This is a genomic window from Pseudarthrobacter sp. NPDC058362 (genome assembly GCF_042723515.1).
Lineage (GTDB): Bacteria > Actinomycetota > Actinomycetes > Actinomycetales > Micrococcaceae > Arthrobacter.
This window is the reverse complement of record NZ_JBHXIW010000001.1, coordinates 647567-664114: the sequence shown is the minus strand read 5'-3', so window position 1 is coordinate 664114 and position 16548 is coordinate 647567. Positions and strand designations below refer to the sequence as shown.

At 66.5% G+C, this 16548-nt stretch carries 19 protein-coding genes and 1 tRNA gene; 6 read left to right on the top strand and 14 right to left on the bottom strand.

What is annotated here, in order from left to right; all coding sequences use genetic code 11:
- Window positions 1–129: 129 nt before the first annotated feature.
- The 5 genes from rplA to ACFWIX_RS03145 form a co-directional block, all read right to left on the bottom strand.
- Entirely contained in the window at window positions 130–837 is a 708-nt protein-coding gene (rplA, locus tag ACFWIX_RS03165; protein WP_377214655.1) for a 50S ribosomal protein L1, read from the bottom strand.
- Between the two features lie 182 nt (window positions 838–1019).
- The gene (gene rplK / locus ACFWIX_RS03160; protein ID WP_377214654.1) at window positions 1020–1451 is read right to left on the bottom strand and encodes a 50S ribosomal protein L11; all 432 of its coding nucleotides are present in this window, start codon (window positions 1449–1451) and stop codon (window positions 1020–1022) included.
- Window positions 1452–1580: 129 nt separating this feature from the next.
- The gene (gene nusG / locus ACFWIX_RS03155; RefSeq protein ID WP_377214653.1) at window positions 1581–2459 is read right to left on the bottom strand and encodes a transcription termination/antitermination protein NusG; all 879 of its coding nucleotides are present in this window, start codon (window positions 2457–2459) and stop codon (window positions 1581–1583) included.
- Between the two features lie 116 nt (window positions 2460–2575).
- The gene (gene secE / locus ACFWIX_RS03150; protein ID WP_377214652.1) at window positions 2576–2860 is read right to left on the bottom strand and encodes a preprotein translocase subunit SecE; all 285 of its coding nucleotides are present in this window, start codon (window positions 2858–2860) and stop codon (window positions 2576–2578) included.
- 81 nt (window positions 2861–2941) lie between these two features.
- Window positions 2942–3014 (bottom strand) — tRNA-Trp (locus ACFWIX_RS03145).
- A 295-nt stretch (window positions 3015–3309) separates the two neighbouring features.
- On the opposite strand from ACFWIX_RS03145, the gene ACFWIX_RS03140 reads away from it, so the two are divergent.
- On the top strand, window positions 3310–4527 hold the full coding sequence (locus ACFWIX_RS03140) for a pyridoxal phosphate-dependent aminotransferase (protein WP_377214651.1): 1218 nt from the start codon (window positions 3310–3312) through the stop codon (window positions 4525–4527).
- A 141-nt stretch (window positions 4528–4668) separates the two neighbouring features.
- Here the strand turns inward: ACFWIX_RS03140 and ACFWIX_RS03135 are convergent, their stop codons facing one another.
- The gene (locus ACFWIX_RS03135; RefSeq protein ID WP_377214650.1) at window positions 4669–5346 is read right to left on the bottom strand and encodes a LuxR C-terminal-related transcriptional regulator; all 678 of its coding nucleotides are present in this window, start codon (window positions 5344–5346) and stop codon (window positions 4669–4671) included.
- Entirely contained in the window at window positions 5343–6692 is a 1350-nt protein-coding gene (locus tag ACFWIX_RS03130; RefSeq protein WP_377214649.1) for a PspC domain-containing protein, read from the bottom strand. Before ACFWIX_RS03130 ends, ACFWIX_RS03135 begins: the two co-directional genes overlap by 4 nt.
- Window positions 6693–7102: 410 nt before the next feature.
- On the opposite strand from ACFWIX_RS03130, the gene ACFWIX_RS03125 reads away from it, so the two are divergent.
- From ACFWIX_RS03125 to ACFWIX_RS03115, 3 genes are read left to right on the top strand one after another with little or no spacing between them, the layout of a single operon-like run.
- Window positions 7103–8167 carry a PspC domain-containing protein gene (locus ACFWIX_RS03125; protein ID WP_377214648.1) on the top strand — a complete coding sequence of 355 codons (1065 nt, stop codon included), beginning with the start codon at window positions 7103–7105 and terminating at the stop codon, window positions 8165–8167.
- A 1-nt stretch (window position 8168) separates the two neighbouring features.
- Window positions 8169–8438, top strand: coding sequence for a hypothetical protein (locus ACFWIX_RS03120; protein ID WP_377214647.1), 270 nt, complete (start codon window positions 8169–8171; stop codon window positions 8436–8438).
- Between the two features lie 3 nt (window positions 8439–8441).
- A complete protein-coding gene (locus ACFWIX_RS03115; protein WP_377214646.1) occupies window positions 8442–8699 on the top strand; it encodes a PspC domain-containing protein in 258 nt (85 codons plus the stop codon).
- Window positions 8700–8741: 42 nt separating this feature from the next.
- On the opposite strand, the gene ACFWIX_RS03110 is transcribed toward ACFWIX_RS03115, so the two are convergent.
- From ACFWIX_RS03110 to ACFWIX_RS03080, 7 genes are all read right to left on the bottom strand, one after another.
- Entirely contained in the window at window positions 8742–9464 is a 723-nt protein-coding gene (locus ACFWIX_RS03110; RefSeq protein WP_377214645.1) for a GNAT family N-acetyltransferase, read from the bottom strand.
- 28 nt (window positions 9465–9492) lie between these two features.
- Window positions 9493–10518 carry an ATP-dependent 6-phosphofructokinase gene (locus ACFWIX_RS03105; RefSeq protein WP_377214644.1) on the bottom strand — a complete coding sequence of 342 codons (1026 nt, stop codon included), beginning with the start codon at window positions 10516–10518 and terminating at the stop codon, window positions 9493–9495.
- A 117-nt stretch (window positions 10519–10635) separates the two neighbouring features.
- Window positions 10636–11055: an ankyrin repeat domain-containing protein gene (locus tag ACFWIX_RS03100; protein WP_377214643.1), complete on the bottom strand. Its 420-nt coding sequence runs from the start codon at window positions 11053–11055 to the stop codon at window positions 10636–10638.
- Window positions 11052–12137: a YgfZ/GcvT domain-containing protein gene (locus ACFWIX_RS03095; protein WP_377214642.1), complete on the bottom strand. Its 1086-nt coding sequence runs from the start codon at window positions 12135–12137 to the stop codon at window positions 11052–11054. Before ACFWIX_RS03095 ends, ACFWIX_RS03100 begins: the two co-directional genes overlap by 4 nt.
- A 16-nt stretch (window positions 12138–12153) precedes the next feature.
- Window positions 12154–12879: a flavodoxin family protein gene (locus ACFWIX_RS03090; protein ID WP_377214641.1), complete on the bottom strand. Its 726-nt coding sequence runs from the start codon at window positions 12877–12879 to the stop codon at window positions 12154–12156.
- Window positions 12880–12929: 50 nt separating this feature from the next.
- Window positions 12930–13538, bottom strand: a complete 609-nt coding sequence (locus ACFWIX_RS03085; protein ID WP_377214640.1) for an FABP family protein — start codon at window positions 13536–13538, stop codon at window positions 12930–12932.
- A gap of 172 nt (window positions 13539–13710) precedes the next feature.
- The gene (locus tag ACFWIX_RS03080; RefSeq protein WP_377214639.1) at window positions 13711–14478 is read right to left on the bottom strand and encodes a permease; all 768 of its coding nucleotides are present in this window, start codon (window positions 14476–14478) and stop codon (window positions 13711–13713) included.
- Between the two features lie 271 nt (window positions 14479–14749).
- Here ACFWIX_RS03080 and ACFWIX_RS03075 point away from each other — a divergent pair, with 271 nt between their 5' ends.
- A complete protein-coding gene (locus ACFWIX_RS03075; protein WP_377214638.1) occupies window positions 14750–15448 on the top strand; it encodes a winged-helix domain-containing protein in 699 nt (232 codons plus the stop codon).
- A 42-nt stretch (window positions 15449–15490) separates the two neighbouring features.
- Window positions 15491–16468 (top strand): mycothiol synthase, encoded by a 978-nt coding sequence (gene mshD, locus ACFWIX_RS03070; RefSeq protein ID WP_377214637.1) that lies wholly within the window; start codon window positions 15491–15493, stop codon window positions 16466–16468.
- The last annotated feature ends 80 nt before the right edge of the window (window positions 16469–16548 follow it).

Genomic DNA, 16548 nt, shown 5'->3' with positions numbered 1-16548 from the left:
ATGCTGCCAGCATATGCCGGTTTGGAGCCCGCCACGTTAAGCCTGACGTCATAAGCAAAAAACCGCCCGGCGGATGCGCCGGGCGGTTTTTCGCTGCCCCGCAAGGGGGCGGGAGCTTACGAAGAGGACTTATGCCTCGGTGAGCACCTTGGTGACGTTGGGGTCAACGGAGATGCCGGGACCGAACGTGGTGGCAACGGTGGCCTTCTGGATGTAGCGGCCCTTGGAAGCGGACGGCTTCAGACGAAGCACCTCTTCCAGTGCTGCTGCATAGTTCTCGGCCAGCTTCACGGCGTCGAACGAGACCTTGCCGATGATGAAGTGCAGGTTCGAGTGCTTGTCGACGCGGAAGTCGATCTTGCCGCCCTTGATGTCGTTGACGGCCTTGGTGACGTCTGCGGTCACGGTGCCCGTCTTGGGGTTCGGCATCAGGTTACGGGGACCCAGCACCTTACCGAGGCGGCCAACCTTGCCCATGAGGTCAGGGGTGGCAACGGCTGCGTCGAAGTCGGTCCAGCCGCCGGCGATCTTTTCGATCAGGTCGTCGGAACCAACGAAGTCGGCGCCGGCTGCGATTGCTGCCTCGGCCTTGTCACCGGTCGCGAACACCAGGACACGGGCGGTCTTGCCGGTGCCGTGGGGCAGGTTGACCGTGCCGCGGACCATCTGGTCGGCCTTGCGGGGGTCAACGCCCAGGCGGAAGGCAACCTCAACGGTGGCGTCGAACTTGGACGGGTTGGTGTCCTTGGCGAGCGTTACTGCCTCGAACGGAGCATAGAACTTCTCCGCGTCGATCTTGGCGGCTGCTGCCTCATATGCTTTGCTGCGCTTTGCCATGCTGCTTATTTCTCCTTGTGCAGTTGTGGTCTGCGGACCGCGCTGGGCCCTGCCACAGTCGGTGATCCGGAGCGTTATCCGGGCCGGATGACCAACATTTCAATGTTTCGATGGTGCCGGTTTCCCGGCGGCGCCGTTCGTCGTCGTCAACGACCCGAACCTGAACGGCTGGAAGGGGGTTATTAGCCCTCGACCGTGATGCCCATGGAGCGGGCGGTCCCGGCGATGATCTTCGCTGCGCCTTCGAGGCTGGTCGCGTTGAGGTCTTCCATCTTGGTGCTGGCGATCTCGTTGACCTGGGCCTGGGTCAGCTTGGCAACCTTGACGGTGTGCGGGGTGGACGAACCCTTGGCAACGCCTGCAGCCTTCTTGATGAGCTCTGCAGCCGGCGGGGTCTTGGTGATGAACGTGAAGGAACGGTCCTCGTAGACGGTGATTTCCACGGGGATGACGTTGCCGCGCTGGGATTCCGTGGCAGCGTTGTACGCCTTGCAGAATTCCATGATGTTGACACCGTGCTGGCCAAGCGCGGGACCGATCGGCGGGGCCGGGTTAGCGGCACCTGCCTGGATCTGCAGCTTGATGAGGCCGGTGACCTTCTTCTTGGGAGCCAATGTAGGGTCCTTCTCTCAATAACGTCCTGGGGCACAGGAGCGTGCCTCAGGTTTTTGGCCGCCATGGCGAGGCGGCCGGCCGTTCCGGCACCGCTAAGCGGGCAGCGCCGGGACGAATTCTTTGGATAATCAGATCTTGGTGACCTGGTTGAACGCCAGGGTGACGGGCGTTTCGCGCTCGAAGATGGAAACCAGCACCACGAGGGTCTGGGATTCGACCTTGATTTCGGAAATCGTAGCGGGGAGGGTCTCGAACGGGCCCTCCTTGACGATGACGGATTCGCCGACCTCGAAGTCCACATCCACAGGCGCCTGGTGCTGCTTGTTGACCGGCTTGCCCTTCTCGGCCTGCTCTTCCTCGAAGACCGGGGCGAGCATGGAGAAGACCTCGTCCAGGCGCAGCGGGACCGGGTTGTGGGCGTTACCCACGAAGCCGGTGACACCCGGGGTGTGCCTGACGGCGCCCCAGGAAGCGTCCGTCAGGTCCATGCGGACCAGCACGTAACCCGGGATGCGGACGCGGTTGATGACCTTGCGCTGGGCGTTCTTGATCTCAACGACTTCTTCCATCGGCACCTGGATTTCGAAGATGTAATCTTCCATGTCCAGGGTCTGGATGCGGGTCTCGAGGTTCGCCTTCACGCGGTTCTCGTAGCCGGCGTAGGAGTGGATGACGTACCAGTCACCCTCCTGACGGCGCAGCTTGGCCTTGAACTCTTCGGCAGGGTCAGCGGCTGCGGTCGCAGCGGCGGCGGCCAGGGCGTCCCCGGCCTCTTCCGAATCACCGGCGACGTCGGCACTTTCGGTGGCGTCGTCGTCGTCCGTTTCTGCAACGGCGCTGTCAGCAGCGTCCTCGTCAGCAACGTCCGGATCGGCGGCAGCGTCGGAATCGGCGGCGTCGGATTCGGGCGCGGAGGACTCAACCTCAGACGCGTCGCCGGCTTCCGCCGTGACGTCCGCGGACTCTTCCAGCTCAGTCTCGGTTACCTCGAGCTCCTGCTCAGACACTTGGTCTCCTGCTTCCTCATTGCCTAACATGCGTATTTAAATGGCTCAATTCCGCACACCGGTGTTTCCCTCCGGTTTCCCGAAGGTGGAACACGCAGCCTGCGGACCTTTCAGCCTTAGCTGTCCGTGGGGCCTGTACCGCCGAAGAGCCAGCCGACAGCGCTTCCGAAACCGAGGTCCAGCAGGCTGACGATGACCATCATGATGGCCACGAATACCAGCACCACGATCGTGTAATTGATCAGTTCCTTGCGGGTAGGTGCAACAACCTTCTTCAATTCGCCGATGATCTGGCGAATGAAAAGTGCAATGCGGGCGAAGAAGTTTGCCTTGGCGTCCTTCTTAGCTGGGCGGCCCTTGGAGCTGCTGGCAGCTGTTTCGGTCACCTGGTCCTCGCTCATCTGCAAAGTGTTGGATTACCCGGCCCTGATCAGAACCATGGTTGCTGCGCTTGCCCCGGATTGTGTCCGGGACAGCTTGCGCAGGGCAGACAGGACTCGAACCTGCAACCTGCGGTTTTGGAGACCGCTGCGCTACCAATTGCGCCACTACCCTATGGAGCGAATTCCACGTTTCCTGCACGAACCGCCAGCTGTCACTGGGGCGCACGCCATCATCCGTGTTTTCAACACCGGTGAACCAGTCTACGCAACATCTGCGCGTTAGTCGAACCAGCTCATCCCGGTCCTGCCGCGTGCCGCGCCGGTCATGCCCTCCCGCTGCCGGGATGCGGCAGGCGGTCAGTCACAAATCAGAACGGGCTCCCCGGAGGATCCGCAGATCAGCATAGAGTAGATCACGTCGAATCCCACATTCAGCCTCCCGGCTGCAAGCGTAGAACGGACCTGCCATGTCTGCCGCCCGCGTTTCCCAGCGCATTTCCGCCATTGCCGAATCCGCAACCCTGGCCGTCGATGCCAAGGCCAAGGCGCTGAAGGCAGCGGGCCGGCCGGTCATTGGGTTCGGGGCGGGCGAGCCGGACTTCCCCACCCCGGACTACATCGTCCACGCGGCCGTCGAAGCCGCCGGCCAGCCGAAGTACCACCGCTATTCCCCCGCAGGCGGGCTGCCCGAGCTGAAGAAGGCCATCGCCGAGAAGACGCAGCGGGACTCCGGCTACGCCGTCGACCCTTCCCAGGTCCTGGTGACCAACGGCGGCAAGCAGGCTGTGTACAACACCTTCGCCACGCTGGTGGACCCGGGCGACGAGGTCATTGTCCCCACCCCGTTCTGGACGACGTACCCGGAGGCGATCCGCCTGGCCGGCGGCGTTCCCGTCGAGGTGTTCGCCGGCCCGGAGCAGGACTACCTGGTGACGGTTGAGCAACTGGAAGCCGCGGTCACGGAGAAGACGAAGATCCTGCTGTTTGTTTCGCCGTCCAACCCCACCGGTTCCGTCTACTCGCCAGAGCAGGTCGCGGAGATCGGCAAGTGGGCCGCCGCGAAGGGCCTGTGGGTGGTCACCGACGAGATCTACGAGCATCTGACGTACGACGGCGTTCCCTTCACGTCCATTGCCACCGCAGCCCCGGAACTCGGCGACAGGGTGGTCATCCTCAACGGTGTGGCCAAGACCTACGCCATGACCGGCTGGCGCGTGGGTTGGATGATCGGGCCGGCGGACGTCATCAAGGCGGCCACCAACCTGCAGTCCCACGCAACGTCCAACGTCTCCAACATCATGCAGATCGCTGCCCTCGCCGCCGTATCCGGCCCGCTGACAGCCGTGGATGAGATGAAGGTGGCGTTTGACCGCCGCCGCAAGGCCATCGTCGCCGGCCTCAACGCCATCGAGGGCGTGGAATGCCCGACGCCGAAGGGCGCTTTCTACGTGTACGCGGACGTCCGTGCGCTGCTGGGCAAGGAATTCCCGACGGCGGCGGGCACTGCCACGCCGCAGACCTCCGCAGAGCTGGCGGCGCTGATCCTGGACGAGGTTGAGGTGGCCGTGGTTCCCGGCGAGGCCTTCGGCCCGTCAGGCTACCTGCGGCTGTCCTACGCCCTGGGTGACGAAGACCTGGCCACGGGCGTGCAGCGCCTCCAGGAGTTCCTCGGCAAGGCCCAGTAGGCCCCGGACGCTCTCTCACTTCCTGCGGCATTAACGCAATCGCTCTCGCACTTTCCCCGGGAAAGTGCGAGAGCGATTGCGTTTTTCATGCAGGAAGTGAGAGAGCGTCCGTAGTGGGTTGGGGTGGGTTAAGAGGAGTGGTTAAAGGAGGCGGCGCTCCGCAGCCCATCTGGTGAGTTCGTGCCGGCTGGAGAGCTGAAGCTTCCGGAGCACCGCAGACACGTGGGTTTCCACCGTCTTGACGCTGATGAAGAGCTCCTTCGCCACTTCCTTGTAGCTGTAGCCGCGGGCAATGAGGCGCATAACCTCCAGCTCCCGGGCGGAGAGCTTGTCGAGTTCGTCGTCGGCGATGTCTGCGGGCGCTGTACCAAACGCGTCAAGGACAAACCCGGCCAGCCGCGGCGAGAATACGGCGTCGCCGCCGGCCACCCGGAACACGGCATCGGTGATCTGCGCGCCGGAGATGGTCTTGGTGACGTAGCCGCGGGCGCCGGCGCGGATCACGGCCACCACATCCTCCGCGGAATCGGAGACGCTCAATGCCAGGAACCTTGTGCTGCCCAGCAGCGCGGCGGACCCGGCGATGACCTCGCGTCCGCCGCCGCCCAAGCCGCCGGGAAGGTGGACGTCCAGGAGCACCACGTCCGGGCGTTTGTCGGCGATCACGGCGATGGCCTGTTCGACGGTTGCCGCCTCGCCGACGACCTCGATGGCCGGTCCAAGATCGGCCTTGAGACCGGACCGGAAGATGGCGTGGTCGTCCACGATCACCACGCGGACGGAGGTTGCTGGGTCGGCACTGCCGGAGGCGATGTTCATGGGGTTCCTTCCACGTTGTGTGCAGCCACCGGCAGCCGCAGCCGGACCTCGGTTCCGTCCGGGCTGCTGAGAATGGTGGCCGAGCCGCCGTGCCGCTGCATCCTGCCAATAATCGATTCGCGCACGCCGAGCCGGTCCGCCGGCAGGTCCTGGAGGTCGAAACCCGGTCCGCGGTCCTTGACGAACACATCCACCTGGGATGCGGCGGCTTCGACGTACACGGACACCGGGCCGCCGCCGTGCCGGGAAGCGTTCAGCACGGCTTCCCGGACCGCCTGGACCAGGGCCTCGTGCGCCTCGGTCATTGCGGCGTCACCCACCGCCACCACCTCCACAGGGTTACCCAGGAGGTCCTCCACTTCGGCGGCAACCGCCTTGATCCGGTCCGAAAGCTGCCCTGCGTCCCGGCCCGGATCCTGGAAGAGCCACCCGCGAAGTTCACGTTCCTGCGCCCGGGCCAGCCGGACGACGTCGTGCTCGTTTCCTGCCCGCCGCTGAATCAGCGCAAGGGTCTGCAGGACCGAATCGTGCAGGTGTGCGGCGATCTCGGCGCGCTCCATCTCGCGGACGCGGCCGGCGCGCTCGGACTCCAGTTCACGCCAGAACTTGAGCGCCCAGGGCAGCAGCACCAGCACCACCCCGCCCAGCACAGCCACGGACGCGAGCAGGGCCAGCCATGTCTGTTCCCACGAACCGGAGCCGGAAACCATCACCAGCACGCCCGCAACCACCAGCGCCAGGCCGGCAACGAGCCGGGCCCAGCCGCCGGCCTGGTCCGCCTTCGTCGTGTCCACCAGGCCGGCGCGGCGGGTTTCGTCCAGTTGCATCCACGCGATGGAGGCTCCGCCCAACACCGCGGCCGCAGGGATCAGCGTCCCCAGCGGCACATCCACGCCCAAGAGCTGCGCGATCATGATGCCGGCCACCAGGAGCAGTCCGATGCCCAGCAGGATCTCTTTGCCGTAGCGCAGGCCTCCGGGGCGGAACCAGGGCGCGGACGGCGCGCCGGCCCCTTCCGTCGGAGGCACGGGGCCGGCTGCGGCAGGAGCAACCGGCGACGACGGCCGGCGGGCTTCCCTGCGCGCGGCTTCGTCCGCGGTGGGAACCATAATCCACAGCCAGGCATAGAAGAGGAATCCGGCGCCGCCGGCCAGCGCGGCGACGGCCATGCCGATGCGGACGTTCCGAACCGGCCAGCCGAGGTGCGCCGCCAGGCCGGCGCAGACGCCGGCGATGACACGGTCGGTGCTGCGGACAAGGCGCGGCCGCGCCGGGACCCGCGCTTCCGCACCGTGCCATGCAGCGACGGGCCATTCCGGCGGCTGTCCGGCGGGGATTGTTGCCATGGGTCAATCCAAGCACGGATCAGGGTCTCCCGGACCCGAATTGGCCGCCAACCGGGGAACGGTCAGGGATGGTTCAGGGTATCCCCCAGTAGAGCCGGAACGTGCGGCAGCGGGAGGATTTTGGTATGAATCCGCACACTCCGTCCCCGGACGGCAACGACTCGAACGACACCCCGTTCCCTGGCCCCGGCAACGCTCCAGCCCAAGGCTGGCCCGCCACAGCCGGTACCAGTAGCCCGGGCCAGGCCCCTCCCCCTCCCCCTCCCCCGCCTGGCCTGGCGCCGCCTTCCAACGGAACGCCCCCGCCAGGCCCCGGGAACCTCCCGCCGGGCGTCGCACCACGGACTGACTTCTTCAGCTGGATCCGGAGCCACGGCGTTTACCGGAGTGCAGACCGGTGGATTGGCGGCGTGTCCGGAGGCATTGCATACCGGCTCGGCGTGGACCCGCTGATCATCCGCGGTGTCTTCATCGTGCTGACGATCTTCGCCGGCGTCGGCGTGCTCCTCTACGGCCTCGCCTGGGCGCTCCTTCCCGAACCCGACGGTCGGATCCACGCCCAGGAAGCCGGCGCCGGACGCTGGTCCAGCGGGATGACCGGCGCCCTGATCGCCACCATCCTCGGCCTGACCGGTCTGGGCGGCGGCGTATGGGGATGGAACAACCACGGCTTCGGCGGCTTCCTTTGGACTGTCGTCTGGGTGGGCGGCGCAATCTACCTTGTTTACTACCTCTCCCAGCGGAACACGGGCTCCCGTCCGCCCCAGCAGTACCCGGCAGCGCCGAACTACGGCACGCCGGACTACGCGTACAGCTATACCTACACTCCTCCCGTTGCCCGCCCCCGGCCGGCGGGGCCGGGCGCACCGGCCGTAGCCATTTCCGCGGGCCTGGCCCTGCTGGTGGGCGGCGGCCTCAAGGCGCTGGACGCCACCGGCGCCGTCAGCCTGGGGACCTCCCCGAACGCCCTCGTCTGGGCTTCGGCGGCGGCGGTCCTTGGGTTGGGCATCCTCATTTCCGGAGCCCGTGGCCGCACCTCCGGGATCCTGAGCTTCTTCGCCGTCGTGGCGCTGATTGCCGGCGGGATCTCCAGCGTCATCGGCGTCGGGGACCGGGCGCGGTTCCAGGAAGTGGACTGGACGCCCATCAGTGTTGAGGAAGCGGCCCAAGGCTTCGACATCACGGCGGGCCGCGGAACTGTTGACCTCACCGGCCTGAACCTGGCCTCCCCGCTGCCCTCCGACGTCGTGATTCCGCTCGACGTCACCGCCAGCAACGTTACGGTGGTCATCCCGGACGACGTGCCCGTCGACGTCAAGACAGACATGACCATGGGCAACCTCAACGAGCCCGGTGGCCGGCGCGGCGGCACCACCCAGCGGGAGAGCAACTACAACACTGGTGAGCCGGGGGGCCACCTCGTCATCGAAATCGACGGCGCATTCAGCAACGTCACCATCCAGGAAGGCAATTGAGATGAGCAACGAGAGTCCGGTACCGGAAAATCCGACGACGGCGGGTCCCGTCAGCGGCGGCCCGGCACCTGCCCGGGTGGGAACCATCGTGTGGGGGCTGATCGTCCTGGCCCTCGCGGCGCTCATTATCGTGGCACAGCTTGGCCTGGTAGTCCTTAACGGCACCTACGTGCTCATCGGCCTCATGATCGGTGCAGGCGCGGCGCTGGTCCTGGGCGGTGTCCTGTCCGCCCGGAAACGTGACAATGGCTCCGCAACAGGGAAGTCTTAATCCATGGACAAGTTCTTCAGCATCGTCAGGGGCCTCGGCCTGAAGCGCGGCCCGGAACGTTGGATCGGCGGGGTGCTGGGCGGCATCGCAGCCAAGCTGAACGTGGACGTGGCGTACGTCCGGATCGCGTTCCTGGTGCTCTCGCTCCTGCCGGGGCCGGCCTGGGTGTTTTACGTCATCGCCTGGGTCATCATCCCGGACCAGCGGAACACCATTCTCCTCCAGTCCTTCCTGGAGCGGCGCTCGCTCAACGGCCGCTAGCTGGCGCCCGCGCCGGAAGGGCCTGCTGAGAGAAGTGCCCGTTCAGGATGGGCCCAAGAGGACGCTGGTCTGGATTCCCCCGGCGGTGAAGCCGAGTTTCCGGGCCAGCGCCAGCGATCCGGTGTTGCTGACGTCCGTCCGCCACTGCAGCGTGAGGCCCGCGGCCAGGGCCTCGTGGGCAGCGATGGACGCCGCAAGGAGGCCCAGGCCGCGGCGTCGCCAGTCCGGATCCACCAGCACACCCAGCTGGGCCAGCAGTCCTTCCCATTCCGTGAAGGCGCCGCAGGCCAGTGGCACCCGCCTGCCCTCGATCTCGTGCACGATGGTGTAGCGGTTCTCCAGGTCCGAGAGGCCAACCTCGTTGACGTCGTCGGGCGGACACTGTCCCTCCAGCTCGATGGCTTCGGGATTCCCGTGGGAAACAGTCATTTCTTCGGAAGGCTGTTTCAGCGGAAGGTCGTCCGCGAAGAACAACGCCGCCGCTCCGAGTCCGTGGCCGCCATGGGACCGGGTCAGTGTCAGGAGCGTGACGTGCTGGGCCATTTCCGCGTCCGGGATGTCCGCAGCGGCATCGACAAGCCACTGCGGACCCACCAGCGCAGAGACACCGAACAACCGGACGAACTCGGCCGTTGACGCCGCCTCATCCACCCGCACGATCCGTTCGCCGGAGGCCAGGGCCTCACTAAAGGCATGGTCCGTCAGACCCAGGCGGCGCGCCCAAGCAAGTTGGATGATGGCGGCGGAACCGGCGTCGAGTGTCATCCTCCCAGCCTAGGCCGGGCCGGCGGTCTTAGCCGAACAGGACCGCAGCTTCGTTATAGCGGTTCTGGGGCACCGTCTTGAGCTGGCCAAGCGCTTTCTCGAACGCGACATGCTCAATGTCCGTGCCCTTCAGTGCAACCATGGTGCCCCAGTAGCCCTCGACTACCGAATCGATGGCAGCCATGCCCAAGCGGGTGGCCAGGACACGGTCGAAAGCGGACGGGACGCCGCCCCGCTGGATATGGCCCAGGATGGTGGCGCGGGTTTCGATGCCGGTGCGGGCTTCCAGCTCAGGGGCCAGCTGGTCCGCAATGCCGCCGAGGCGGGGCCGGCCAAAGGTGTCCAGGCCGCGCTCCGAGTGCGGGGATTCCATGTGCTCCGGCACGAAGCCCTCCGCGACCACTACCAGGGGCGCGCGGCCACGGGCGTGGGCTTCATTGACCCACTCGGTGATCTGCTCGATGCTGACTTTTTGTTCCGGAATCAGGATGGCGTGGGCGCCTGCGGCCATCCCCGCGTGCAGCGCGATCCAGCCAACGTGGCGGCCCATAACCTCAGCGATCATGCACCGGTGGTGGGACTCGCCGGTGGTCCGGAGCCGGTCGATGGCCTCGGTGGCAATCTGGACGGCTGTGTCGAAGCCGAACGTGTAGTCGGTGGCGTCGAGGTCGTTGTCCACGGTCTTGGGCACACCGACGATCTTCAGGCCCGCATCCGTGAGGCGCTTGGCCGCGGCAAGGGTTCCTTCACCGCCGATCGCAATGATGGCGTCGATGCCCAGGCGGTCCATGTGCGCCTTGATGACATCAGGGCCTCCGCCGTTTTCGAACGGGTTGGTGCGGGAGGTTCCCAGGATGGTGCCGCCCTGCTTGGCGATGCCGCGCACCATGGTCCTGGGGATGTCGATGATGTCGCCCTCAACAACACCGCGCCAGCCGTCGAGGAAACCGACGAACTCGTGGCCGTGGATGGCAATGCCTTTGAGGACGGCGCCGCGGATGACCGCGTTCAAACCGGGGCAGTCGCCACCGCTGGTGAGGATTCCAATTTTCATGTTTCGGCTCAAATCCTGGAAGAGAGGGGATAACTGGCAGAGCGCCACGCTGAGCTCACCCTAGAGTCTAGTGGGACGTGTGGGGTACGACACAAACCGGTTACACGTGGGAGCGGGTCAGCCGAGGAGGTCCAGGATCTCCGTCCGGGCGAACATCTGGGCCGCGGCGCGGGCGGAAGGAGCTCCGGCGTCGGGGTCAGCCCCAGCGTCCAGCAGCATCCGGGCCACGTCCGTGTATCCCTTGAACGCGGCACCCGCCAGCGGGGTCTGGCCGCGGTCGTTTGCCGTGTTGGCGTCGGCGCCGTGCCGGAGCACCAGCGCCACGGCGTCAGCGTGCCCGTGGTAGGCCGCGAGCATCAGGAGCGAGTCCCCGGCGGCGTTGGTGAGCCCGGCCGGGGCACCTGCGGCGAGGTAGGCGCCCAGCAGCTCCGTGTTCCCTTCCCTGGCAGCCTGGAAAAGCGTATGCGCCAAAGCCAGGGCGTCGTCGTCGGGCGTTTCCGGCGAGGCTCCGGACGTCGCGGCGTTGGTTCCGGTCATGCGCGTGGCCCCCTGAGGAATCCGGTCTGGCGCCCCACCACCTGGCCGGCGTCCGGGGCAACGATGAGCTCCTGGACGGCGGTGTACGGCTCGTCGCCATCCTGGACAGTCAGTATCTCATCGGGCGCTACGGAACGCTTGATGACTGCGAGGGCCACCGGGCCCATCTCGTAATGCTGCGCCACGGACGTCACGGCACCGACTTTGCGCTCCCCGGCCAGGACCGGGCTGCCGGCGGCCGGCATGGTGTGCTGGGACCCGTCCAGCTGCAGGAAGACGAGGCGCCGCGGCGGGTGTCCCAGGTTGTGCACGCGGGCGATGGTTTCCTGGCCCTTGTAGCAGCCCTTGGCCAAGTGCACGGCGGTACGGATGAGGTCCAGCTCGTGGGGAATGGTTTTATCGTCCGTTTCGGCACCGATCCGCGGCCGCCAGGCGGCAATGCGCAGCGCCTCCGCCGCCATGACCCCGGCCAGGGGACGCTGCCCGACCGTCTGTTCCAGCTCCGCGGCGGGCACGAGGTATTCGAACCAGGGCCGCTCCAGCCCTGGGTGCCCCTCCTCGGTAACGGTTGCGTAGGAGTATCCGCCGGCACCGACGTGCGGCCATGGATCCTGCCAGGCCAGCAGGCCGGACCATTCGGGCACCGCCCGGGTACTGCCCAGCACGGCCCAGCCGGCAGAGACATCCGCCACCTCCACCCGCAGCATGAACTTCATGCGGTTCAGGAACTCCGCCAGCGGACCGGCTTCGGTAGCCTCGACGATCAGCCAGGTGGTCCCGCCGTCGTCAATTACCCGGGCGTCGAACTCGATGCGCCCCTGCACGCTCAGCAGCAGCAGTTCGCTCGACTCCCCCGGCTTCAGCGCCGCCACCTGCTGGGAGGAGAGGGTGTTGAGCCAGCTGAGGCGGTCGGGGCCGGTCACCGTCACCACGCCGCGGTTGGAAAGGTCGACGACGGCGGTACCGGCCGCGAGGGCACGTTGCTCGCGGAGGGGCTCACCGTAGTGGGCGGCAACTCCGGCGTCCGCGCCGACGGCTTCGACCGCGCCAGGGCGCGACAACAGGGGGCTGGGGGTAGTCATACTGGGAAAACGTCCTTTAGGGTCCCCGGTATTCCGGGTTTTCGAAATCGAAACGGGTGCCGGCATCCCATTCTTCAGGCAGGTTGCCGTAGGCCGGGTAGCCGCCTGCCGCTTTGAGGATGCCGGCCAGGTGCATCAGGTTCCAGGTCATGAAGGTGACGTTGCGGTTGGTGAAGTCGCTCTCCGGCCCGCCGGACCCCTCGTCCAGGTAGCTGGGGCCGGGGCCCACCGGACCGATCCAGCCGGCGTCCGCCTGGGGCGGGATGCTGAAGCCGATGTGCTGCAGGCTGTAGAGGAGGTTCATGGCGCAGTGCTTGATGCCGTCCTCGTTGCCGGAGACCAGGGCGCCGCCCACCTTGGGGTAGAACGCCCACTGGCCCTTGCCGTTGAGTTCCCCGGAATGCGCGTACAGCCGTTCGATCAGCTTCTTGGTCTGCGAGGAGTTGTCACCGAGCCAGATGGGGCCGGCCAGCACCACGATGTCGGCTTCCTGCACCGCGGGGTAGAGTTCCGGCCATTCATCCGTGGCCCAGCCGTATTGCGTCATGTCCGGGTAGACGCCGCTGGCGATGTCATGGTCCACAGTGCGGATCAGCCGGGTGGTGACGCCCTGCTTTTCCATGATGCGGCGGCTGATGGCGATCAGCCCGTCCGTGTTGGAGGTCTGGGGTGATTTCTTCAGGGTCCCGTTGAAGAAAACCGCCTTGAGTCCGCTGTAATCGCCGGCTTGTCCTGCTTCCACGGCACCGCTCCTCGCGTTGATACTGCCCGCCCGGCTGGTGCCGGCCGGTGTCAGGACACTTTCTTCAGGAAGGCCGAAGCGTGGGCCTCGAGGCCCTTGCCGCCTTCCTCGCCGGTGGCTACGTCCCAGCGCCACAGCAGGTTGCCGTCCACCAGTCCAAAGATTCGGGTGGCTGCCGTGTAGGCCTTGGAGTGGCTCCCGCGCATGACCATATCCGTGGTCAGGTGGATTTGCGGGCCCTTGATCTGCCCGTAGTACAGCTCGGAGATTCCGCCGGGATGCGCGATGGACACGGAGATATCGAAGCCGCCGTCCTTGTTCCGCAGCGCCTCGACCTCTTCCGCGCTCTTGAGCACGGGGACGATGTCGGAGGGAACAAGGCCCGGGCCGCCGTCGGCCTCCAGCTGCTTGCGCTCCAGTGCCCAAAAGCCCGTCTCGACGGTGAGGGGCCTCAGGCGCGTGCCGTCGTCGTCCGTCAGCCAGCTCTCCGCGCGGTACTGCAGATACGGCTGCCCGTTGTGGGTGAACGAGACGTGCTGCAGGAAGTGCTCGGAGTCCTCGTCCCCGCTGCCTAGCCGGCCGCGCCCTTCCCACTCACCGATGAGCCAGGAAAGGGGAACGAGTTCGGGTGTCAGGTCTGTAGGAATCTCAATGGGCACAGCAATTACCTCGCGGTAGGGAAAGACCGGGAACCCAGCAGCCTATTTCTGGCCCTTGAAGAGGCGGTAAACCACGAAGCCTGCGAACCAGGCCATGGCCAGGCTCGCGATGCCGAGCAGGACAAGGAAGAAGATTTCAAATGCAAGTACGGACATGATGCCATCCTAACCGTTAGTAGATGAGTAGTTTGTCTATGAAGTAGGCAAGGGACCCCACGGCAGAGACCGGTGCGAGGCCGATGGCCACAGCGGCCGGAATGTTAAGCGGGGCACCCCGCAGCGTGACCAGCCGACGGAAGCTGGCGAGCACCGCCCCCACCACCACGCCGAAGATCGCGGCCGGCAGGACGGCGATGTCCGAGAGCACCAGCCCGGCGAGCGGACCGGCCAGGCCGGCGAGGGAGATTTCCAGCGGCGCCACGATGTTGTCCGGCCAGCGGATCAGCCCGACCAGGAGGGCGACGGCGGCGCTGATGGCGGCCACCAGCAGCATCTCGCGGACGCCGTTGAAGCGGGCCCCGGCAATCCAGCCGGCGCCCAGGCAGGACAGGAGCACGCCGGCGGAACAGCCCAGCGTGGACTCCAGCCTCTGGGCCTGCCCGGTTCCGCGGATCAGCTGGACTACAAAGACCGCCATGATGCCGAGCGCAATGAAGGCAGGCGTCCGGTCCAGGTAGCCGGGGGCGGGCGCGGAGGCTGCGGCGAGCGCCGAGCCGACGCCGGGGAGGGCGATGACGGCGGCGAGGGTCTTCTTGGCGGGAATGCGGAGGAAGTGCGGCCAGCCAATACCCACGGCGACGGCGGTCAGGACCGCCACGGTGACCAGGACAGCGATAGAGGAATAGACGCCGGCGATGATCGCCACGAGTCCGGCGATTCCAACGACGCCAATCACCCACGAACCGAGCGACCGGACCGGGGCCTGCAGTTCGGCGGTCATGCGGGAACCGGCCGGGGCTTAGTCTGTGCACTCACTGCGTTGCTTTCCCATCGTGGCGTGGACCGTGGCTGGGCGCGTATGCCCTGGCGCAGGGCGGCGGCGCCGCGTTGCGGGGCATTCGGCCCCTGCCCCAATCCTGCCTTATATGAAACGGATATGTCGTAAAACGTCCCCGCCGGAGGGCCGGATCCGTGGCTTGGAAAGGCCTGCCGGGTATAATCAAAGTTCAGCTCAGTCGCCCAACGATGCGCGGACGGCCCTTGGAGGAATAATGTCGCACATCCTGTTACTGACGAACAGCACCGGCTCTTCGGTGGACATCCTTCCTGCCTTGGAACTGCTGAACCACCGCGTCCATATCCTCCCCGCGGAACCCACCGCACTGCTGGAAACCGATCCGTGCGACATCGTCCTGCTCGACGCCCGCAAAGACCTGGTGGGCGCCCGGTCCCTCACCCAGCTCCTTAAGGCAACCGGCCTGAGCGCGCCGCTGATGCTGATTCTGACCGAGGGCGGCATGGCGGCGGTATCCTCAGCGTGGGCCGTAGACGACATCGTGCTGGATTCGGCGGGCCCTGCGGAGGTGGAGGCCAGGATCCGGCTCGCAGTTGCCCGGGCCATGCCGGAAGCGGACGAGACCCCCACCGAGATCCGTGCCGCCGGTGTAGTCATTGATGAAGCCAGCTACACCGCCCGCGTCAACGGCGCGGCCCTGAACCTTACCTTCAAGGAGTTCGAGCTCCTGAAGTACCTGGCGCAGCACCCTGGCCGGGTGTTCACCCGTCAGCAGCTCCTGACCGAGGTGTGGGGCTACGACTACTACGGCGGCACCCGTACCGTGGACGTCCATGTCCGGCGGTTGCGCGCCAAACTCGGCGCCGACCACGAGAACCTGATCAGCACGGTCCGGAACGTGGGTTACCGCCTGACGCTGATGCGCCAGCAGGAAGACGAACTCACCGAGGCCTGACGCGCTCGACCGGATCCGGCCGAACCCGTATAGCCTTGCTTCATGACTCCAGCGCACCCCGAGAAATGGCCCGTCCAGGTTGTGCGCGGCGGGGTTGACCGGCAGCTCCTGAAGGATTGCCGCGACCTCCTTGCTGCCGCCGAAGAGTCGGATGGCAACCCGTCCATTTCGGAGCAGACCCTGGTGACCATGCGCTCCGCCGATACCGGCTCCCACGCGCTCCTCACTTTGGCGCTCTATGCCCCTGACGAGGATTCCGATCCGGCGACGGGCGAGGATTTGGCGGGGTTCGCCGTCGTCATCGATGAACCTGACGGCACCGGAGTCCTGGAACTTGCCGTGCACCCCAGCTACCGCAACCAGGGCGTGGCGGACCGCTTGGTGGGCGCACTCAGGGAGTCCCGCGGACTGGACGGTCTGAAGGCCTGGTCCCACGGCAACCACGAGGCCGCGGCCGACCTCGCCGCCCGCTATGGGTTCGGCCCGGTGCGTGAACTCTGGAAAATGCGGATGACGACGGCGGGTTCCCGCCTGCCCGAGACGGCGCTTCCGGAAGGCGTCTCGCTGCGGCCGTTCCTGCCGGGCCGGGACGAGGACGCCTGGCTGGCAGTAAACCGCGCGGCGTTCGCACACCACCCCGAGCAGGGCAGCCTGACGCGGGCTGACCTCGAGGCCCGCATGGCGGAGGACTGGTTCGACCCTGCGGGATTCCTGCTCGCCGAGGACCGGAACGGGCGCCTGCTGGGGTTCCACTGGACGAAGGTCCACCCCAGGCACGGGCAGCATCCGGCGATCGGCGAGGTTTATGTGGTGGGCGTCGCCCCCGACGCGCAGGGAATGGGATTGGGCAAGGCCCTCACCGTTGCCGGCATCAGGTACCTGCAGGACCTTGGTTTGCACGCCGTCATGCTCTACACGGATGCGGACAACGCGGCCGCCGTGGCCCTCTACCGCAGTCTGGGATTCACCCGCTGGGACATGGACATCATGTACGGGCCGCTGGAGCTGGGCACCGCCTAGAATGGCGGGCCGGAGAGGAGCGTAATCCGCCCCTGCTGCAGGCCGGAAAACTTGTAAGGTTGAAACAGGGCGCGCAGGCC